General features: G+C 51.0%; 16 protein-coding genes. 12 read left to right on the top strand and 4 right to left on the bottom strand.

The window, feature by feature from the left end:
• Window positions 1-81: 81 nt before the first annotated feature.
• Entirely contained in the window at window positions 82-1,122 is a 1,041-nt protein-coding gene (locus FH603_RS13040; RefSeq protein ID WP_186737962.1) for an alpha/beta hydrolase family protein, read from the top strand.
• 24 nt (window positions 1,123-1,146) lie between these two features.
• Window positions 1,147-2,100 carry a DUF6624 domain-containing protein gene (locus FH603_RS13035; protein ID WP_186737961.1) on the top strand — a complete coding sequence of 318 codons (954 nt, stop codon included), beginning with the start codon at window positions 1,147-1,149 and terminating at the stop codon, window positions 2,098-2,100.
• A gap of 187 nt (window positions 2,101-2,287) precedes the next feature.
• Here the strand turns inward: FH603_RS13035 and FH603_RS13030 are convergent, their stop codons facing one another.
• From FH603_RS13030 to FH603_RS13020, 3 genes are all read right to left on the bottom strand, one after another.
• A complete protein-coding gene (locus FH603_RS13030) occupies window positions 2,288-2,749 on the bottom strand; it encodes a nuclear transport factor 2 family protein (protein ID WP_186737960.1) in 462 nt (153 codons plus the stop codon).
• Window positions 2,750-3,224: 475 nt separating this feature from the next.
• Complete coding sequence (locus tag FH603_RS13025) at window positions 3,225-3,494, bottom strand: hypothetical protein (protein WP_186737959.1); 270 nt, start codon at window positions 3,492-3,494, stop codon at window positions 3,225-3,227.
• A gap of 6 nt (window positions 3,495-3,500) precedes the next feature.
• Entirely contained in the window at window positions 3,501-3,962 is a 462-nt protein-coding gene (locus FH603_RS13020) for a S1/P1 nuclease (RefSeq protein ID WP_235985527.1), read from the bottom strand.
• Window positions 3,963-4,265: 303 nt separating this feature from the next.
• Here FH603_RS13020 and FH603_RS13015 point away from each other — a divergent pair, with 303 nt between their 5' ends.
• Window positions 4,266-5,279, top strand: coding sequence for an AraC family transcriptional regulator (locus tag FH603_RS13015; RefSeq protein ID WP_186737958.1), 1,014 nt, complete (start codon window positions 4,266-4,268; stop codon window positions 5,277-5,279).
• A gap of 187 nt (window positions 5,280-5,466) precedes the next feature.
• Window positions 5,467-6,117: a hypothetical protein gene (locus FH603_RS13010; RefSeq protein WP_186737957.1), complete on the top strand. Its 651-nt coding sequence runs from the start codon at window positions 5,467-5,469 to the stop codon at window positions 6,115-6,117.
• Window positions 6,118-6,709: 592 nt separating this feature from the next.
• Here the strand turns inward: FH603_RS13010 and FH603_RS13005 are convergent.
• Window positions 6,710-9,883, bottom strand: coding sequence for a PAS domain S-box protein (locus FH603_RS13005; RefSeq protein WP_186737956.1), 3,174 nt, complete (start codon window positions 9,881-9,883; stop codon window positions 6,710-6,712).
• Between the two features lie 351 nt (window positions 9,884-10,234).
• Here FH603_RS13005 and FH603_RS13000 point away from each other — a divergent pair, with 351 nt between their 5' ends.
• The 8 genes from FH603_RS13000 (at window position 10,235) to FH603_RS12965 (ending at window position 19,958) form a co-directional block, all read left to right on the top strand.
• Window positions 10,235-12,298 carry a TOL_0244 family TonB-dependent receptor gene (locus FH603_RS13000; RefSeq protein WP_483409549.1) on the top strand — a complete coding sequence of 688 codons (2,064 nt, stop codon included), beginning with the start codon at window positions 10,235-10,237 and terminating at the stop codon, window positions 12,296-12,298.
• Window positions 12,299-12,348: 50 nt separating this feature from the next.
• Complete coding sequence (locus FH603_RS12995; protein ID WP_186737954.1) at window positions 12,349-12,873, top strand: TOL_0243 family YfiR-like periplasmic protein; 525 nt, start codon at window positions 12,349-12,351, stop codon at window positions 12,871-12,873.
• 6 nt (window positions 12,874-12,879) lie between these two features.
• A complete protein-coding gene (locus FH603_RS12990) occupies window positions 12,880-14,469 on the top strand; it encodes a sensor histidine kinase, YfiR-like protein-associated (protein ID WP_186737953.1) in 1,590 nt (529 codons plus the stop codon).
• A 296-nt stretch (window positions 14,470-14,765) separates the two neighbouring features.
• Window positions 14,766-15,236: a DUF1016 N-terminal domain-containing protein gene (locus tag FH603_RS12985; protein WP_186737952.1), complete on the top strand. Its 471-nt coding sequence runs from the start codon at window positions 14,766-14,768 to the stop codon at window positions 15,234-15,236.
• A 69-nt stretch (window positions 15,237-15,305) separates the two neighbouring features.
• Entirely contained in the window at window positions 15,306-15,665 is a 360-nt protein-coding gene (locus FH603_RS29250) for a PDDEXK nuclease domain-containing protein (RefSeq protein WP_186737951.1), read from the top strand.
• A 243-nt stretch (window positions 15,666-15,908) separates the two neighbouring features.
• The gene (locus tag FH603_RS12975; RefSeq protein WP_186737950.1) at window positions 15,909-16,301 is read left to right on the top strand and encodes a T9SS type A sorting domain-containing protein; all 393 of its coding nucleotides are present in this window, start codon (window positions 15,909-15,911) and stop codon (window positions 16,299-16,301) included.
• A gap of 222 nt (window positions 16,302-16,523) precedes the next feature.
• The gene (locus FH603_RS12970) at window positions 16,524-18,638 is read left to right on the top strand and encodes a tetratricopeptide repeat-containing sensor histidine kinase (protein WP_186737949.1); all 2,115 of its coding nucleotides are present in this window, start codon (window positions 16,524-16,526) and stop codon (window positions 18,636-18,638) included.
• A 408-nt stretch (window positions 18,639-19,046) separates the two neighbouring features.
• The gene (locus tag FH603_RS12965; RefSeq protein WP_186737948.1) at window positions 19,047-19,958 is read left to right on the top strand and encodes a DUF808 domain-containing protein; all 912 of its coding nucleotides are present in this window, start codon (window positions 19,047-19,049) and stop codon (window positions 19,956-19,958) included.
• The last annotated feature ends 18 nt before the right edge of the window (window positions 19,959-19,976 follow it).

Raw genomic sequence — 19,976 nt, 5'->3', positions numbered from 1 at the left:
TTGCCCGTATTTAACAAATCTTAACTTGGAGGCAAAAGCTTGGCCGTCCACCTTTGCTGACCACTGAGACCGTCTGAGCTTGTGAAGTTCTTCCTGATTTCTGCTTACCTAATTTTCTCGGCAATTAACAGCCTGTATGCCCAACATACGCCACGAGCGGTTGGGGGCTATACCGTCTTTACCATTCCGTTCGAGGGCGATTCGGTCACATTTGCCGTCGTTACTAAGCCTGGCGAGCTAAAAGTCAAGAAGCCTGTTTTTTTGTTTCGTCAAGGCTCACTTCCAATTCCCCTATTCACCATCAATCCCAAAAATAATCGGCCTTCGTTTACGGAGTTGCCCATTAGTTGCTACGATCATGAAGCGGAATACTATAGCATCATGATTGCTAAGCCCGGTGTTCCAATCATTGAGAATGATGCCTACTTGGATACGTTATTTACTACTCGAAACAACCCTAAACCGGCTATGTATCCACCCAAGTATCAGGCTCATAATTATCTGGACTACTATGTACGTCAGACGAACGCAGTCCTGAAATTTGTGCTTCAGCAACCTTGGGCCGATGCTAAACGAGTGGTGTTGGCGGGTGGTTCGGAAGGGTACGGCGTGGCCATTAAGACCGCTTATTCCAACCCTAAAGTGACTCATTTGATTGCTTTTTCAGGCTTTCTGGATGGTCGCCAACAAGGCATTATACGGGAGGAACGGATGAAAGGTTACACGGGCGAATATACCCAGGAGCAGGCGCAACAAAGTGTAGAAGGATTACAACAGCAGTGGAGCCAGATTTGTGCTGACTCGTTAAACACATCGGCTAAAGTAGGGGATCCAAATCGGACGCATTATTCGTTCTCAATTGACTTTAGAGGTTATCTGCTGGCATTGAAGATACCCATTTTAATTATCTATGGTACGGCAGATATAGGGGCTATCTCAAATGATGCTTTACCGCTTGAATTTGCAAGGCGGGGTAAGAAAAACTTAGCTATCAAAGCTTACCCCAATCACGATCATACCTTTTATAAGTTAACTTTTGACGATAAAGGCAAGATCATCAGCAAAGTTTACAACGGGGTAGCCGTTGAAAAATATTATTTTCAATGGTTAAATGAGCATTAAGCGGATCGCTTACCTAATCATTTTATGAAAACAATTTTCCTGCTCGTAACGGCTACTTTTTATGGGTCGGGGCTTACCACTCTATTTGGCCAAACCCGGTATGCTACTGCGGACACGGCGTATATCCAAGCGGTCGAACAAGCATTAGGCCATCTTGAAAAAGGGCAGTGTCAGCCATGTTTAGATGCCTATCAAAAGGCCTTCAAAATCGCACAGAAAAGTGCCCTTAGTACGATGAGAGCGGCACTTTGTGCCTATCAGTGTCAGCAGCCCGCGTTGGCCAAAACCTACATTCAGCAAGCTGTTGACATCGATTACCCGATTGCCGAGGATACTTGGATCGACTATCAGTCCGCCCCTGAGTTTAACCCTTTTCGTGCTTCCTCTTTGAAGGATTTAGTGCAGGACATATTTGTGAAAAAAGATGCCCAGTTGGGGATTAATCAGTCTTTGAAAGCACAATTACAGGCGATTTATACCACAGATCAACAGCCACGATCACGTATCGATTCCCTCATACGTGTCTACGGGCAGAACTCCCCCCAAATGCAGCAACTCTGGCAGTCTATCCACCGGGAAGATTCCATCAACTTGATTAAGATCGAGCAGATTATCCAGCAATACGGATATCCTGGACGGCGTCTAGTGGGGGCCAAACTAGCCAATACTGCTTGGTTAATCATTCAGCATTCACCGGTAGCAATTCAGGAGAAATATTTTTCCCTTATTGAACAAGCCGCTAATCAGGGGGAGATGTCAAAAACAAATATGGCTCTATTAATTGATCGGATTCGAGTGTATAAAGGGCAGAAACAACTCTACGGTACCCAGGTCAATATTGATTCTTCGGGCCAGAAGTCCTTTGATCCGATTGAAGATGAGAAAAATGTAAACAAACGCCGGGCTGAGGTCGGATTAGGTTCCTTAGAAGAGTACGCCAAACAGTTTGGTTTTGAGTACAAGCCTACCGGCAACTAGCAACTAGTCTTCAATTGATATTCTCATAAACGATCTTGCTTGAAACGAAGAAGTTCTGATGTGTTTGCTTTTCTAAGGGAGCGTTCGTAGTGCGTACTATCCTATCCTGCTTATAGGGTGAAACGGCAAACCTAACCGACTCCTGACGTAGTGTCGAATCGGCCAATCCCAAGCATTGGTAAACCAATCAGGGCTGCCCCTCTAGCTTTTTAGGGGGTAGTTTAGTTGAATGAAGCATACTTAGCTTCCACGCCCCTTTGCTTTTTTCTAATACCGCACTTTCTAGCCAGTGAATGGTTGCCTTTCTTCCCTTCATCGCTATAGCCGCTTGATTGCTATAAGCCACCCATGCAGTTGCCCGCTTTACTTGGATTCTGCTAAAATAGATCGTGTTGATACGACGCATACCCTTGCCAAAATTAGGTTTCAGTTTGGCTTCCAAGGTATCTAATGACCAAATTTCCCCATTCTCTAATAGGGTAAAGTCAGCTTGACAGTAACTTCTCAGCTTGGGTATATCCTCATCAGAGAATGCCTGAAAAAATCCCTGAATAACCTGCTTAATTTTCGTTTCATCAGCCGTATTTTGTCCATAAAGTGAACCCACAAAGGCGTTTCCCAACAGTATTAGTAGTAAGCCTGCTTTCATAGGGTTGGTATAAAGTGAATGAGGGCTGTTTTACAATAGTAAGGTAAAGAAATTTATCATCAATTTTCGGCTTTGCCAGGAAGTACCCAAGGAATTTATCCTGAGAATAGGCGGTCGGTCTTTGCCCTATCTCACAAATCGCTCCTTTGCTTGAGACTGCTTTGTACACGGCTGGTGCAAACAGCGAATTCTAGGCACGACGGCGTACCGTGTCCGTACAATACTTTTCCGTAGAACTACCTGAAGAGGGTGGGAAAGGGATGTTAGGAAAAGAGAGCGAGTCAACCGATGGAGCCGAGAAGGAACTCAGCAGCTAGACTTTAGAAGATAAAGTGCTAAATAGAGCCCATCTTGTTTCAGTATGCACAATAAAAGGGAGGTAACAGGCGTTTACTAATCATCAAGCTTGCAAAGCCCTGGTAGTTCAGCTATCAGGGCTTTTTTTGTGCTACGCTGGTCAGGTTGAACCACTGTCTTAATAGCAGATCTTACACGGTTTGTAGCCTCTATTCCGGGCTTGAGCTTCCGACACCTGACTAACCTCATGCGTACACCGGGCCAGCCCCCGGCACATACCGTTGTGATAGGCATACGCGCTGCGGCTCTCGCAGATGGATACGTACACCGTACGCGGAGCCGGGCGTTTGGCTTTGTCGGTATAGCGTCCTCTAACGGTCTGCGCGTCGATGGGCAACCAACCAGTAAGCACTACGAATAAAACCAGCAACAGTCGACGAGTAACCATACACGTTTACTTGCCTAAATCTGCCATCAGTTCATCGGCCAGCCGGTAACCCGCCAGTGCCACCTGCCGCTGAGCAATGGGTTTCACCGTGGCCACGTAATCAGCAGGTAACACCGCACCCTCCTGATCGGTACCGGACTGGAGCGTATTGTTTCGGTAGGCGGTATCCTGCGCCAGTTGAAAACTCTCTTTCGACCAGTCGGTAATGCTCGTCTTACCCAACTGAGGCAGCTGATCCCTTGACTCGGCCTGTCGGATCTGAACAGCCAGGTTACGAGTCGACTGAAAATCATCGGAGCCCAGCAGCATTCCATCCCAGAAGGAGTGCAGGTTGATCGTCTGGCTGCTCATCATCACTTTGATCTTGAACAGGTTGCCGCCCCGGTCGCCATATGCGTAGCTCGGTTCCAGGCGTAGGTTTGGGTTGGCAGGCAGGTTGTAAGAAACAGTTAAAAAAGGAGTAACCAAGTGCTGGGGCGGCTCATAGCGTAACGTTGATAAAGGCCGAAAGGTAAGGGGCTCCTATTTTCAATGCAACCGATCAACTAACAGGGCTATTACGAAAACCCTCATAAATCAGTTAAGTTGCGTAAAGAAAACGCGACGTAACCTATTAAAGTGGCACGCCCTGGAGCAAAAGTTGATCATAAAGACAATCAGCCGGGAAGACTTTTTAAACGCAAACTAAGCCAAACGCGGAAGGAGCTGTTGCTTAAACGTTAACTAACCGGTTACCCTATTCTACGGGCTTAGACAAATTCATTACTACGAATGTTTACCGATTCTACTATTTCTTCCGCTTCAGTAAAAGGGCTGCTCTACGCCGTCACGCAGTACGGGGCCGATGCCCAGCCTTTGATCCAGGCAGCTGCGTTGGATATTGCCCAGTTGGAAGATCCCGACGGCCGGGTGCCCATGGCGGCAATGCAACGCCTGTGGGCAATGGCAGTCCAGGTTACCGCCGATCCGCACCTCGACCTGCATATAGCCGAGCACGTCCACCACAGCAGCTATGGGGTGCTGGCCTACGTACTCATGCATAGCCCCACACTGGGCGAGGCCATCCATAAGTTGTGCCGCTATGGGGACATCGTTTGTAACGGTACGCGCATCAGCCTGCGCCACCTGGGAGAAAGCGTGGAACTGGTCGTCGAAATAACCAGTCCCGCTATCGTGTACCCACACTTTGTGCTCAACTCCGAGCTATCCATTTACCTGCACATGCTACGGCTGCTTAGTGGCCAGTCCCTCTCCCCCGAAGTGGTACACCTGGCCTACCCCGCTCCGGCCGATACCCGCGAGCACTTCCGTGTTTTCGCGCCTGCCCTAGTGCAGTTTGGCACCCCCTATTCGGCCCTGCGCCTGCCCGCTACCGTGTTAGCGCTACCCATCCCTACCGCCGACCCGCAACTACTGGCGCTGCTCGAGCCGCATGCCGCTGCCCTGCTGGACCGCCTACACGAACTGCCCGCTCTTCCCGACCGCGTACGTCACGAGTTGTTGCGCCTGTTGGTCCATTCCGAACCCACCCTGGTAGCTGTGGCCGAGGCCCTGAGTCTCAGCTCCCGCACCCTCCAGCTGCAACTGCGTCAGGACGGCCACAGCTATCAGCAACTGCTCGACGAAGTACGCCGTGAGCTGGCTGAGCGCCACCTGCGCGACGACATTCTCAGCATCAAAGACATCGCGTTACTGCTGGGTTTCGCCGAGCCGAGTGTGTTTATTCGGGCGTTTCGTCGCTGGACTGGCCAGACACCCGGTATGTTCCGCCGGACGGCGTACTAGTCGCGTTAAGCGCCTGGAGCTGATCGCAACGTGGCCAGGGGTGGGGTATCCAACTACCGAACAAGGGTCAACTCGTCCTTTTTAACGCCTTGCGCGAAAAGTCAATCTGATTTTCGGAATCGGTCAACAAGCCAGACATCGGCTCGCAATAACTTTGAGGTGTACTAACGCCCACTGGGTAACCACCATGTTTTTAGGCCATTTTGGGGTCGGTCTGGCGACCAAGCCCCTGCAACCGCGCGTGTCACTGGGCACCTTGTTTCTGGCTACCCAGCTGGCTGATTTACTGTGGCCCACCCTATTGCTGCTGGGCGTCGAGCGCGTCGAAATCCGTCCTGGTCTACTGGCTGCCTCGCCCCTTGACTTCGTGTATTATCCCTTCTCGCATAGTCTGTTGGCGGAAGTGGTATTAGGGGTAGCACTGGGCCTCGCCTACGGTCTGTTTCGGCGTAACTGGCGCGAAGCCCTGCTGGTGGGCCTGCTGGTGCCCAGTCACTGGCTGCTCGACCTACTCATGCACCGGCCCGATCTGCCCCTTTACTTTGGCCAATCCCCTAAAGCAGGACTGGGGCTGTGGCAAAATCTGCCCGCTACGCTGGTCATCGAACTAGGCTCGCTGGCGGTCGGTTTATGGGTGTACCTGCGCCACACACGGGCGCGTAACCGCACTGGGCGATTCGCACTCTGGGGCCTAATGGCCTTTTTAGTGCTCGTTTATTTGGGCGGTGCACTCGGCCCGGCCCCTGCCAGTGTAGCGGCCCTAGCCTGGAGCGCTCAGGTCTTATGGCTGGTAGTGGCACTTGGCTACTGGGTAGATGCGAATCGGGAGTCGGTGTAGGGAAACGCAGGCAGAGCTTGTCTGATCGAACTTCAGTAAGGACCGTAGCCAGGTGGCAACATCCCGTACGCGACAGATTACGCTTGAGACTTATTGACGTTAAAAATCGGGTGATTCGATCGATACACTAATCTGATTCTAAAAAGCCGCGTCCAACTTCTCTTGGCGCGGCTTTTTAGCAATGTGATTCTTTGGATACAGTCGCTTGGAATCAGATCCGCGACGGCGTACCGTGCCGAAGCCAGAAAAAAAATCTACTTCATTCCCCTCTCACATCCTGGCCAGCCCCAGTTACAATCGGAGGGTTAATTGGACGATTTCAATTGACGGCTTAACTTGACATAATCTATTCATTGATTGAAGATTGTAAGTTCAATTTGTAACACAAACTGGCTTTTTACTAAACTAAAATAGTCAACTGGAATAGGGGTGAGCATACGGAAAAGTGTATTAACTCCCAGGATAGCCCTGCCTAACTGACCATAGCCTACGTTGCGCATTAAGGTGGTTTATGTTTAGCGATTGACGGAAGCGGTACCCCTTCAATGAACTAACTTAACTGATTGAACCTCGCTTTACACCTTAAATAAGCTTAGGCAGGCAAGTAAATGCTAAACGTCGCCCCCTGACCGGGTTGACTCCTGGCCGTAATGGCACCCCCATGATTGGCCGCCACTTTCTCACAAATGGCTAACCCAATGCCCGTACCCGTATACTCGCTGCGTCCATGCAGACGCTGAAACACCTGAAAGATGCGGTCGACATACTGCTCATCAAATCCGATCCCATTGTCAGTCACATCGATGCGATGATAGGTGGGGGCCGCCCGAGCAGGTTTTACCGACGGGGGTAAGTCAGAGGGCAGGACATGGTGCGCCTGAATCTGGACCTGGGGGGGTACCCCGGTTCGACGAAACTTGAGGGCATTCCCCAGCAGATTCAAAAACAGCTGACCTAGTTGAGACGTGTCACCCAGCACCGTTGGGAGCGGATCAATCCGGATTACGGCGCGGGTTTCGCCAATGAGCAGGTCTAAGTCAAGGACGGCTTGCCGGACAACCTGCGTAAGCGGCACCCGGGCCGTTGCTTCCTGCTGGGTGGAAATCCGGGAATAGGCCAGCAGGTCCCGAATCAGGGTAGACATTCGGCTGGCCGCCGACTGCATTCGGTCCAAGTACGTAATCCCCTCGCCCAGCCCAGTTGCGTATTGATTCTTTAGGAGGTCGCCGAACGATTGAATCTTGCGCAGGGGTTCCTGCAGATCGTGACTGGCGATATAGGCAAATTGCTGCAGGTTCTCATTCGACCGCTGTAAGTCGTGAATCGAGGCTTCCAATTGCTGGGTACGCGCCTGCACCTGCTGGTCTAACTGGGCCGATAAGGTGCGGAACCGCGCTTCGCTTTCCTCAATCGCCTGGCCGGCGAGCACCTGTTCATGCACATCGACCACCGTCCCGATCATGCCCTCATACGCCCCCGTTTCACTGAACCGGGGGCTCCCTAAGTCGATCGTCCAGCGGTAAGAACCATCCGTTTGGCGCATTCGGTACAGCGCACGAAACGATGTCTGGCGTTGATTGGCCTCCATAAAAAGGCGACCGACTTCAGGTTTGTCGTCGGGGTGTGTAGCCCGGAGCCAGCCAAAGCCCTCGGCCTCGGCCTGAGTTTGCCCCGTAGCCGCATACCACTGCTGGTTCAGATAGGTACAGTTGCCATCGGGTGCCGTTTCCCAGATGATGGTGGGCACCGTATCGGTTAACCGACGAAAGTACGTTTCACTCGCTTCCAGCTTTTTTCGATTTATGACTTCGGCCGTTACCTCGATGGCCGTTTCCAGAATGGCATAGACCTGACCAGCCTCATTACGCAGGGGTTTTAGACTTAAATCGAAATAATAGGTGCTCTCTACGCCACCAATGATTAGATTGGCCGGAGCTGCGGGGGCCGTAAAGGAGTTGCCTGTTCTAAAGACCTGCTCCAAAAGGGCAATGGCGGATACGTCACCATCAGCGCCGGTCAATACGTCTCGGACGGGTTGGCCCACAATGGAGGGCCCGCGGCCAAAGAAACGAATCATGGGTTGATTCGCCAGTTCAATCACCAGTTGAGGACCCACAAACAGGCAGGTAGCCACGGGGGCTTCCTCAATGATGGAGCGGAGCTTGGCTTCACTGGCCTCTGCCCTTTTCCGGGCAAGAACTTGTTGCGTAACTTCATGCGCTACGACGACAAAGCCATCAATGCGGCCGTCACTTAGGCGTAGGGGCTCCCAGATTGAATTGAAGTAGCAGGTCTCCTCACGGCCATGCCGGTTAAGGACGATCGCAAACTCGCTGGCCGGAAACGGAACGCCCGTGCGGAGGAGTTCTCGAGCCAGTGGTTCCAGGGTAGACCTGGTTTCAGGGAGTACCTCAAATAGCGGTTTGCCCTCTACCTCGGGTCTTGTTTTACCAATGAGAGGCAAGTAAGCCTCGTTAACGGTCTCAAACACAAACTCATCTCCGCGAAATACCGCGACCGCGACCGGAGCCTGCATAATCAAGCTGCGGAAGCGCGCTTCGCTGGTCAGTAAGGCTTGTTGGGCCAGCAGTTCGGGTCGCCTGTCGCGCATAACGGCACCCACCGCTATGGGCTGACTCGTGTGTGGGTCGTCAATACGAATCGTATTATTAAAAACGGGGAATACCTCACCCGTCTTCAGGTGACGAACCAGCATTTCCCCAGACCATCGGCCGGTGCGCATCACGGACGGCAGGACGTCTTGTTCAACCAGGGCAAAATGTTCGGGGGCGTGAAGCTGGGATATGGGCGTTTCCTGAACCTGTTCGGCGCTCTCAAAGCCCAACAGGGCCAGCCCCGCCTTATTGATATACGCGTTTCTGCCATCCAGTTCTAAAACAGACATCAACTCGATGCTGTTATCGACTAACGTCAACAGTTTTTGTTGTGTTTCCTGGGCCGCCAGCTCGGGCCGCAAGTCCCGCATGGTGAACCCTCTCCCGATCGGCTTTCCGGTGTTTGGATCATCGATCCGAATACCGCTGGCCTGACAGGGAATCGTTTCTCCGGTTTTGAAATGGGTCAGCTTCACCCGGCCTGACCAATACCCCTGGCGGAGTAGCGTCGGAACGGCCACGTCGCGAATCAGGGCGTACTGGTCGGGCGAATAGAAATCCGCTACGGTAATACCTTTCAGCCCGTCTGCTTTAGCCAGACCAACCAGTGCTCTGCCAGCCTCATTGATGTAGGTTACCCGGCCTTCCAGATCAGCGATGGCCATAAAACTGAGGCTATTGTCGACCAGCGCCAGCAATTTCTGCTGGTCGTCGCGCACGATAACCTCGTTGGTAACATCGTCAATGATCGAAAACAGGCGATCAGCCTGGCCCTCATCGGCAACGAGCAAGGTTGTATGAAGCTTGACCCAGGTTATGTGGCCGTCTTTATGAATACAGCGTAGCTGCGTGGTCAGCGAGCTTATGCTCCCCGTCATCAGGTTCTTTAGTTCATGTTGATAGCGCCCCTGATCCTCCGGGTGAATGACCAGGGCATAGGGTTTATTGATCAGCTCGCTGGGCGGGTAACCCGTTAGATTGCCTACTGCCTGATTGACGTATAGAAGGGTCCCGTTCGTATGGGCGATAACAAAGCCTACCTCTGCGTTCGTGAAGGCAGCGGCCAGGGATTCCTCCACGGGCCGGAGCCGTTGAGGGCTGCCTGTTGGGGCGATAGTTTCTTGCTGTAAGCGGTTGGAATCGTCGGTCACTCCTCGTTAATTTTGCCCGAAAGCGTTCATACGGCGAATCTAATGGATTGTCTGTATTGGCACTACATCTGATTCGACTAATTTGCCCGCTTGTTGTCAATGGCCAAACGGGCGAACGACACAGCGTCGATACGGGTGGTCATTCGTAGCTTTGTTGGCCGACCAGAAGTAAAAAAACGGCGACCGTTTTACGTTTGGATGATTCAGCCGTTATTGTGACCTTAATGGCGAAACGTGCTGCTCATTGGGCCGAAACGTAATCAGCTAGACGGAGTCAGTTGGCCTGACGGTCAAGTCATTCGCTTTACATGCTATCAACGGATTGACTAACTTTTTGAGCAACGTTACCCTATGAGAGAAAATGTACCGCTTCGTACACACGATTTTTTTGGTGTATACATCCACTCGATCGCTACCCTGGTAGGCTTAGGTCAACGATGCCGTCGGTACGCTCCAGGCCCGATTTTTGCCTTGATCTTTACCGGGTGCCCGCGCCTGGTTACAGATGGGTGGTCGATTTGCTTATGGATGTGGGTCATGCTCTTGTTCTCCCTTTCCGCAAAGGCCCAGTCTTCGGAACCCTCATCACCCAGCAAGTTAAAAAAACTGAGCCTGGAGCAGCTGATGAATATTGATGTCACCTTAGTATCGAGAACACCCCAGAAGTTATCGGAAGTCGCTTCGGCCATTCAGGTCATCACGGGTGCCGACATCCAACGTTCGGGAGCCACGAATCTTCCTGAAGCCTTACAACTCCTATCGAATCTGCAGGTTGCCCAGTTAAATGCCAGTACCTGGATCATCAGTGCCCGGGGCTTCAATACTATTTTTGCCAATAAGCTCCTGGTCATGGTCGACGGACGAACCGTCTATACACCCTTCTTTGGTGGGGTCCTTTGGGAGATGCAGGCTATTCTGCTGGAAGATGTTGCCCGCATTGAGATGGTTAGCGGACCCGGTGGTACCTTGTGGGGCGCCAATGCCGTCAATGGTGTGGTCAACATCATTACCAAAAATGCCGCTGATACGCAGGGCCTGTATGTCTCGGCTACGGCAGGAAACTGGCTGAAAAACAGAGTAAATCTGCGCTACGGCGGTCGGCTGGGCAAAAACCTGACCTACCGGGTGTATGGGCAGCATTTCGCCCGGAGTCCGACGAAGCTCCCTTCAGGAATGGATAATCAGGATGACTGGCAATTGACGCAGGGCGGCTTCCGGGCTGACTGGACCCCGTCAACGACCGATAAATTTTCGTTACAGGGCCAATGGCTTGGTGGGACGCGAAACACGGCCGCCGGTAATTCGGACATGAATGGTCAGCATCTGCTGGGCCGCTGGACGCATACTGTTTCTGAGCAGTCCGAGCTGATGCTGCAACTGTATTACGATCGTTACTACCGGGAGGACGCTCCTTCGCAGGGATCCGATCAACTGTCGACCTACGATCTCGACCTGCAACATCGCTTTCCTATCAGACAGCGGCATCGTGTACTCTGGGGGCTGGGCTATCGGCTGGCCCGTGATTTTTCTGATTTTCGAACCACGACGGTAGGCATCCTTCCGCCCCGGAAAAACTTACCGCTATATACCGGCTTCTTTCAGGATGAAATCGACCTTACCAACAAGCTGAAACTAACGCTCGGCACGAAGTTCCTCCACAATGTGTACTCCGGCGTTGAAGTGCAGCCCAGTGCCCGTCTGGCCTGGTCAGTCAAACCCGATAACCTGGTATGGGCAGCCATCTCCCGGGCGGTTCGTACGCCCAGTCGACTGGATGTCGACTATTACCTGCCAGCCTATCCGCTCCCGCCCGACAAACCAAGTGTAGCCGGTGGGCCTAACTTTGTGTCCGAAAAAGTCATTGCCTACGAACTGGGGTATCGGCTACAGCCTGCCCCGAATGCTACGCTCTCTCTGGCTGGTTTTTACAATAGTTACCGGGACATTTACAGCGTAGAAGCCTTGCCGGGAACCCTTACCTACCAGATTCAGAATGGCTCGCAGGGAGAGTCCTGGGGAGTCGAATTAGCCGCTCACTACCAGGTAAACCCGCGGTGGCGCATCCGGGCGGGGTATACGTATTTTGACAAAAATCTGTATGCTAAACCCGGTCGTCAGTTCGACCCCGCTTATCTGGGTAACGATGCCAAAAACAGGGTGATGATCCAGTCGATCCTGGACTTGCCGGCCGGTTTCCAGTTTGATGTCGTGGGACATTACCGTGCTGATCTGCCCAAGACCCTGGCCACCGCCCGAGTTCCGGCTTACCTGACCGCTGACGCCCGTCTGGCCTGGACGCACAGTTGGCTGGAAGTGTCGGTCGTGGGCAAAAATCTGGGGCAGCGCCAACATGTCGAATTTGGCTCACTGGCCATCCCCCGAAGCCTGTTCGCAAGCCTGGTGGCTCGTTTCTAATGGGTAGCATTGATGGTTCTTCCCCAGGCGGTTTACCTGCCAACCTATACATGAAGTTACTAATAACATGGTTACTGATTTGGCCGTTCGGCCTGGCGTGGGCGCAGGTTGCGCCTGCACCGGAGCTGAGCGTCAAAGCCGTGTTTATGTATAACTTCACCCGGTTTATTGACTGGCCGGAAGAGGCTTTTGCTGGACCATCTTCGCCGTTCATCATCGGTATTGTGGGCGAGGATCGTATGGGGGCGGTGCTGCTGGAAACGGTCGCCGGAGAGAAAGTGGGGAATCACCCGATTCGGGTGCAGCCTGTTCAGTCGGCTGCTGAGCTAAAGGAGTGCCATCTGCTGTATATCAACGTAACCGATTTCAAACAATTGACCCAAACGCTGGCGCTAATCGGTCAGCGACCCGTGCTGACGGTTGGTGAAGCCCCCACGTTCACCCGACAGGGCGGCATGATCCGGTTTCTAACCCGGAACAATAAAATAAGACTTGAAATCAGCCCCGGCGCGCTGCGGGCTGCTCAGTTGGGCATCAGTTCGAAATTACTGCAAGTGGCCGACATCGTAAAGTAAGAAGCTATGAAAGACCGAACGTCCAAAGGGGTACCTATTCAGCGGCAGCTCATGCGGGCTATGCTGCTGACCAGCGGATTAGCCTTAGGGTTAACCTGCACCGCTTTTTTTATCTATGAATACGTCACGTTTCGGCAAACCCTGAAAAGCCAGTTGATGACGCTGGCCGAGATCATTGCTGCCAACAGCACGGCGGCCCTGGCCTTCGACAGCGCTGTGGATGCCGAGGAAACCCTGGTTGCACTGCGGACCAACCGCCATATTGTTGCTGCCTGCCTGTACGACAAGAAGGGCAAGTTATTTGCCCACTATCCCGAAGCCATGTCGGCCAGGCAGTTTCCGTCCGGGCCGGGTGCTCATGCCTATGCGTTTAAGAATGGCTACTTAGAAGGCTTTCAGCCGGTTGTGCAGGGCCGGACCCAACTCGGTAGTCTATACCTAAAATCGGACATGGGCGCTATGTACGAACGCTTTATTCGTTACAGCCTGATCGTGGGCCTGGTGATTGGAATCTCGTTATGGTTTGTTTTTCTTCTCTCCCGGCGCTTTCAGCGCACCATATCCCAGCCCATTCTGGCCCTGGCCCAAACCGCAACGCTTGTCTCCCAGGAACATACCTATACCGTACGCGCCACCAAATATCAGGAAGACGAGGTGGGCCTGCTGACGGATGCCTTTAATCAGATGCTTAGCCAGATCGAAGGCCAGAATACGGAAATCCGGCTATGGACGCACCAACTCGAAGAACGAATTCGGGAGCGTACTCAGGAACTGGAGCAGACGAATGCCGCGATGACCATGGTCAACGCCAAGCTGCTGAAATCGAATCGGGACCTGGAACAATTTGCCTATGTAGCCTCCCACGATTTACGGGAACCCCTGCGCAAGATTCAACTGTTTTCGCAGCTGGCTGAAAGCAAGGCTGATGACCCGGTCCTAATCAGGCAGTACAACGGGAAAATCTTTGCTTCGGCCGAACGCATGGCGGCTCTGATAAAGTCGGTGCTTAACTACAGCCGATTATCGAATGCGAATGATCCCTTTTACCCGGTTGACCTGCAGGAGGTGATGGAGCAGGTTAAAACGGACTTTGAATTGGTGATTCAGGAAAAGAAAGCCCATATAACGGCCACCGATTTACCCGTTATTCCCGGCATCCCTCTTCAGCTCAATCAGTTGCTATCAAATCTGATCGGAAATGCCCTGAAATTTTGTAACCAATCCCCCCGCATCACAGTCACCGCTACGGTAATGACAGGCAGCGCAATGGAATTGTCGGTAGAATTACCCACGCGTAAAAACTACGTACAACTGGCCGTAGCGGACAATGGAATCGGCTTTGATGCCCAGTATGCGGAGAAGATATTCACCATCTTTCAGCGGTTACATCCCCAGAAAGACTTTCAAGGAACAGGCATCGGACTGGCACTATGCAAGAAAATTGTCGAGAATCATGGCGGTAAAATTACCGTAACGAGTCAGGTAGGAAAAGGTACTTCCTTCTTTGTCTATCTGCCAATGGATGTACCTGATAGCTCAACGCATTCGCTTCATGAACGCCTGCAAACCGAAGGGGGTGATAAGGCCGTCCTCTGAGTGAAATAGGCTTACGTTGACTAAATCCGTGTACCTACCTGAATTTATTTTACATTTTTGTCCTATAGACTGGTCGTCGTTGATCAGTGCGGAAGAACTATTCGCCTGTTTTAAGGCCGGTGCGGTCGACTTTGTGCCAAAACGATCTGATTACAAAACCATGTAGGAAGTTATCCGATCGTTGGTTGATAAGTGGGTAATAAGTGCCCTTTCCCTGAAACATTTTACTGATTCAGCAGCAGGCCTACGCTGACTATCCAGGGATTGAGGGGTTTTAAACCCGTAACATGGGCTACATGAAGAAATTTGTGGTGGCTAATCTGCCCCTAATTTTGCAACACCCTATTGCAAAATTACCTGAAACGTCTCAGGAGTCTGTTGGTGTCGCCCCAATTTTAGAAAATGCAGAAAACTTTGAGCACCTATTTCTGCACTCCGTATTGTCAAAAATCACGTGGTCATACCATATTATCTTGCCAGACGAAGTTAAAGATGTAGAGCAACGCTTTTGGTATATCGAACAGACATTGACGGGAAGTTGGGGAAGAAACGTACTAACCCATCAAATTGAGATTGGTTTGTACAAGCGCCAAGTGAAGACTACCAAACTGACCAACTTTGAGCATACAATGGCTAAACCTCAGTCTGATCTGGTAACACAACTAGTGAAAGACCCTTATGTGTTCGACTTTGTGGTGGCCACTGCCAAAGAGCTAGATGTCGAAAGTCAGTTAGTTCAGCAGGGGAGTATGTTTCTGCTGGGGTAAGGACAGGGTTTTGCCTTTGTGGGTCGCCAATACCCCTTGAAAGTAGGTGATGGCGATTAGTATATAGATTTGCTGTTTTATCATATTCGCTTACGTTGCTACGTAGTAATCGAATTAAAAGCCAGAGACTTTGAATCGGGGGATGCTGGCCAGATAAATTTCTATGTGAACATGGTCAACGATTATCTTCGTACCAAAGATTATAATCCAACGAATGGCTTATTATTATGTAAAGGCAAAAATCAGGCGTTGACTGAGTATGCTCTGGCTGGCATAACAAATCCCTTATGTGTAGCCGATTATGAATTAACTAGAGCGGTACCTGAGGAATGGAAATCCCAACTACCCTCGGGCGTGGGTTTGTTCCAGGCAAATAGGTGGGTAAACAGGCAGGAAGCGAAAAATAGTAAAAGGGGAGGTACCCAATAGTCGGGGCGGCTCATGGCATAGCGTTGATGAATGCCGAAAGGTAAGGGGCACTTTTTCTTTGTGCAACCAATTCTTGTAGTCATTCTTCATTCAAACGCGTCCTGGCGAGGCTATATCAAGCAGGGCTTTAAAAGCAAGGGATCAAAAGTACTAGTAGTTGACTCATTTGTGACAGCCCGTTGGATGGGCTAGGGCGACCTTTGATTCATCCAAAACGGATAAACTAACCAAACTCGATCGACCATGAAAACGCTCCTCACCTCCCTGCTCATTGCTGCTTCTTTAACCAGCTTCTCGGCTACTCATGCCGAAAACGGCCCCGCTCGTAAACCCGCCCAGGTCGCGTCCTACCAAAGCGGGATGTATACTACCGCAGATGGCAAGCTTAACATAGCCCTCGATAAACAAGCCGGCGGTACTGTCGACGTACGCCTGATCAACCAAGAGGGGAAAGTCTTGTATGATCAACAGGTCGGCAAGCACCAAACGACTGCTCGTCTGCGGCTCGATCTGAGCGAGCTACCCGACGGTGCCTATAAAGTGGTTATTTCCAACGGGAAAGACGTCACCACCAAGGCAGTTACGATCTTGACAAAGCCGGTGGCTACGTTGGCCCGCCTGGTCGCCCTTAATTAAGCTTTTACGAACCCTGCCTCTTTATAATTAGTGTGCTCCGACCGATTCACTACCTAACCTGACACGGCGGGTAGTGAATCGGTCGGGGCGTATCGAAAACGTGCTTCCCGCTATCGGTCCCTCCCGGGGGAGCTGATGACGAGACGTCAGCGTTGTCACTAGAGGGAACAACCCGGTTTATTTTCAGTACATTAGCTGCTATCCTCGCCCTACTTCCTCTCCATGCCACGACTTTTCCTATTACTCCTGCTATCTAGTATAGTCGTTGGCCCCGCCTTTGGTCAACCTAAAACAGGGCAAGTCCGTCTGGATTCCTTGCTGGCCGAACTACACCGGGCCAAACCCGACACAAACCGCGTCAATCTGCTATATGCAATAAGCAAGGAATATTATTACAGTAACTCCAGTGAAGGGATTAACTATGCCAGTCAGGCTTTGGCACTTGCCCGACGATTGACCTGGAAAAAAGGCATACTAAAAGCTTATAATGGTTTGGGAAATCAATATTTCTTTAAACCCGATTACCCCCAAGCCCTGACTGCCTATTTGAATGGTTTGAAAATAGCGGAAGAAACAAAAGACAAATACAGGATTAGCACCCTAACAGCTAATGTGGGTCTCATTTATCAGTTTCTGACTAATTATTCCCAAGCCGTAGCCTATTATAAAAAAGCCCTGAAAGGATTTGAGGAATTAGGTAAAAAAGAAATGGTGGCTTCGGTTCTGGGTAGTATAGGTACCGCATACGGCGATCAAGGTGAATACGCCAAAGCGCTGGACTATCAGCTAAAATCGGTGAAACTACTTGAGGCCATAGGGTTTAAAAGTCTAGATGAGAGTCTTTTTAATGAACTGGGGCTAGCCTATCTTAATATGGCCGATTATCCTAAAGCGCTCACCTATCTACAAAACGGGCTGAACCTGAGTAAGACAAATGGAAATAAGGCCATATCGACAAGGGTTTACAGTAACCTCGGTAAGCTGTATTTGAAAATCGCCACTGACAGCAACACCACTTTTTTAAAGACCCTAGTAAGCAGTGATAAAGCTACTACGTTACAAAAAGCCAACGCCTATATCGACAGTGCCGTCATGCTGGCCAAAGAACAGGGCGCTGTACACTACCTATACCGAGCCTATCAAACCCGGAGCCAAATTCAGGACGCGCAGGGTGATCCACAAGCCGCTTTGGCCAGTTATCAAGACTTCATCAAAACCAAAGACCTGATCATCAACCAGCAAAACACCAGCAACATTGCGGCAGCTACTCTTCAGTATGAGTTCGACAAAAAAGAAACGGCTCTCCGCTATGAGCAGCAGCTATCAGCCGTCCAGCTCCAACAGCAAAAACAGCAACGAACCTATCTGCTGGGTGGTGTTGGATTGCTGCTGACTTTGCTGGGCTTAATTGTGTATGGGTATGCTCAGAAACAAAAAGCCAATACCATCTTGCAGCAGCAGAAAGAGGAGATCAACCATAAGAGTAACCAATTAGAACAATCCTTGGCCGAGCTCCGGGTTACCCAAACCCAGCTCATCCAGAAGGAAAAGATGGCCAGTCTGGGTGAACTCACAGCAGGTATCGCCCACGAGATTCAGAACCCGCTCAACTTTGTAACCAATTTCTCCGAAGTCTCTGCCGAGTTAGTTACCGAGCTGGAAGACGAACTACAAAAACCAGCCCGCGACCCAGAGTTAGAAGTTGAACTGCTTAGCGATCTCAAGCAGAACCTCCAGAAGATCACTCATCATGGCGGTCGGGCTTCGGCTATTGTGCGGGGCATGCTAGAGCACTCTCGCACGACCACCGGCGAGAAACGCCTGACCGACCTCAACGCCCTGGCAGATGAATACCTCAAGATTGCCTATCATGGTTTGCGGGCGAAGGACAAGGACGGTTCGACGGGTCGATTTAATGCCGAACTGAAAACGGATTTTCAAGCCGACTTAGCCAAAGCAGAAGCCGTTCCTCAGGAACTCGGGCGTGTCCTGCTCAACCTCTACAACAACGCCTTCTATGCTGTTGCCCAACGGCAGAAGACAGCTCCGGCTGGCTACCAACCAACCGTAACAGTTAGCACCAAATCGGTCAATGGGCATACTCAGATTCGTGTAAGCGATAACGGAACGGGCATTCCGGCCGTGGTACAAACTAAGATCTTCCAGCCCTTCTTTACCACCAAGCCGACGGGCGAAGGCACCGGTTTAGGCTTATCGCTCTCGTATGATATTGTTACCAAAGGACACGGGGGCAGCCTGATGGTTAAAAGCCAGGAAGGGCAGGGAACCGAATTTTTGATTCAACTGCCAAATGCAGCGGTTACGGCACTCGCTTAAGTAAAGCTTTTGATAAGCTTCGTCTCTACGTTATTCGGACGCTTAAATGAAGAAAAATATAGTAAAATAGAAAGTTGGGGGCGTCAACTTTTTACTAACAGATAACACCTGCTGGTAACATACGCATTCAGGCTGAGCAAACAAATTCACGGTATGATGAAAAGGTATTGGGAAACAGGTATGAATTATCAACTTGTTCCCAACTTTCACCTGGTAACCCGGTTAAACTATCGTAAAGGCTGCTACAAACCAGTAGGTACAGCAATCTTTGTGTGATCGATCGCAGGGACCTGACGACCAACTTGTCTTGCCCTCACCGGCGCCATCCGAAGGGACGGCCCAAAAAAAATGCAGGGTCATGTAGATGTACCCTATCCAGTGATTGTATAAGTAGCCAACTGTTAGACAATGCCTTCAGGACTCTTTGCTTTATTAGATGATATCTCGGCGTTGGTAAAAGCAAGCGCTGCCAGTTTAGATGATGTGCCTGCTCAGGTAGCTAAAACGACCGGAAAAGTGTCGGGCATTGTCATTGATGATACGGCCGTTACACCCAAATATGTGGTGGGGCTCGACCCATCCAGGGAGCTTGCGATTATTTACCAGATCGCTAAAAAATCGCTGATCAATAAACTCCTGTTATTAAGTCCGGCAGCCTTGTTACTCGGCTACTTTGCCCCTTGGGCAATTACCCCTATTTTGATGGTAGGGGGGGCTTACTTGTGTTTTGAGGGCTACGAAAAGGTTCACTCCCTGTTTAGCCACCACGAAAATCACACGGGACGTGAGCAGATCAAAGAGATTACCCCCGAAGAACTCGAGAAGGAACGAGTGGGTAGTGCGGTTCGCACGGATATTATTTTGTCGGCCGAAATCATGGCCATTGCCTATAGCCAGGTAACCGGCCAGGCGATTGTGAACCAGATTGTGGTGATGCTGGCGGTGGCTGTTTTCATTACGGTGGCCGTCTATGGGTTTGTGGGCTTGATTGTTAAAGCCGATGATATAGGACTGCACCTGGCTGGCGGTAAATACCCGCCTGCTACCCAAAGCGTAGGTCGTGGCATTGTACGGTTTATGCCCCACTTCTTGCGTTGGCTGGGTTATGTAGGTACAGCAGCGATGCTTTGGGTGGGTGCTGAAATCATTGCGCATGGCATACCGTTAACCACTCGTTTACTGCACGATATAGAGCAGGGTTTGTCCTCAATGCCGGTAGTAGCCTGGTTTGCCAAAGCCCTGGCCTGCGGAGTTGGCGGACTACTGGTAGGTTTTATCATAGAGAAAGTTGTGGTGTTGGTCAGGAAGATCTTTACCTAACCCAGGAAGCGTCGCAAA

Source organism: Spirosoma utsteinense (assembly GCF_014282275.1).
GTDB lineage: Bacteria > Bacteroidota > Bacteroidia > Cytophagales > Spirosomataceae > Spirosoma > Spirosoma utsteinense.
Note: the sequence above shows the minus strand (reverse complement) of the source record. Positions and strands in the feature narration are given on the sequence as shown.